Below are 1,361 nucleotides of genomic sequence, written 5' to 3'. Positions count from 1 at the left end.
ACTCGATTTGATAATACTGTTTACTTAATAAAGAAATTTCTTTCCCTCCGTTATTTAGTGAGTATTTATCTTTAGGTACAGTACATTTCTCTAATATATTTTTAAGTGCACGTTCTAATTTATTTAGCTCTTTCCAAGCATACTTGTGTGACGTTAATCCGCTGCTAAATCTATCCCCCTGATAGGTTTCCGATGGAAGATAATCCATTGGTAATAACTCCATGACTTTACCTTTAAAACCTTTACTCCCCTCACTCAGCATCTGCTCAACCTGTCCTCGCAGTAGCCCTAACAATCCTTTACGTGCTGAAACTGAGGCTTTAGTATTTTCTAACCTTAGCTTTGCATTCTCCACACGATCATTAAGATTAGACATTAACTCTCGAATATTACCATTATAACTGGACAGGCTACTGACTCCCCGCTGAGCATTATTTAGTTCAATATTGAGCTGTGAGATTTCATGCTCTACAGCTTTCACTTTTATTTCTTCTTGCTTACAAATTTGTTGCCCACGTTCAATTAGTGTATTAATTTCACAAGGTGTACAGTTTGAACGAGGGGTTGCATAACCCGTTAATAACTCGAACTGTTCCAACAAGGTAGCCATTTTCTTTAATCGATATATTTCGATTACCCGGATTGCATAGCCAGCATCACCCTGCTCAGGGGTAAATGGTATTGGCTGATATGTAGCAATAGTATTAATATCTTCATCGTATTTAGTTAGTGGCAGTTCTTTTAGCATCTCATTTCTCTTTTTGAAATATTTCCATCAATCCAATTAATTACTTCCCCCTCTACCCATGCAACGGATCGTTCTCCGATAGGGATATTGTTAGGGAAGTTCCCTTCTTTCATTTTGAAATAAATAGTAGAACGTTTTAACCCGGTAATAGACATTACATCGGGTAATCGTATTAACCTTTTTGCCATATTATTTATGGCAATAGAATCCCGCTCCATAAAGTTATCCTTTAATAGACTTGTATAAATGTGTGAAGACGCTATTAGACTTACATTTCCTCTAACCGATGTAAATATAGGGTTAGAGAACCATGCCAAATCACGCATTATTTTATGGTCATTTTTTGTACTACCAAGAACGAATATTGGTGAATATGGGTGAGCAGCCTCATTCGTAAAGAAACGTAAATAACTATAATCTGAGAGCGATACAGCTAAATCCCCTCGGATGCCTATAGACTTACACGCAATATGTTTTCTGTAAAGTTCATGACTTGGCACTCCCAAAAAAACCATTTCTTGTATTTTTACTTTTTAATAACAATACCCAATGTTTTTTATCATTGAGTTGGTATTACTTAGTATCAGTTAGTATTTATTCGTATCGAGTTAAT

The 1,361-nt window shown here is 35.8% G+C and carries 2 protein-coding genes; both read right to left on the bottom strand.

Features of this window, described 5'->3' with window-relative positions; genetic code table 11:
• Positions 1-748: hypothetical protein (locus V1952_RS21865; protein ID WP_420075552.1), on the bottom strand; the 748-nt coding region annotated here is incomplete at its 3' end.
• Complete coding sequence (locus V1952_RS21860; RefSeq protein ID WP_420075551.1) at positions 742-1,248, bottom strand: AlpA family transcriptional regulator; 507 nt, start codon at positions 1,246-1,248, stop codon at positions 742-744. The genes V1952_RS21860 and V1952_RS21865, both read right to left, overlap by 7 nt.
• Positions 1,249-1,361: the final 113 nt, after the last annotated feature.

This window comes from Yersinia sp. 2542 StPb PI, from assembly GCF_048593855.1.
GTDB classification, from domain to species: domain Bacteria; phylum Pseudomonadota; class Gammaproteobacteria; order Enterobacterales; family Enterobacteriaceae; genus Yersinia; species Yersinia enterocolitica_E.
The sequence above is the reverse complement of the archived record's forward strand: the minus strand, read 5'-3'. Positions and strand labels throughout refer to the sequence as shown.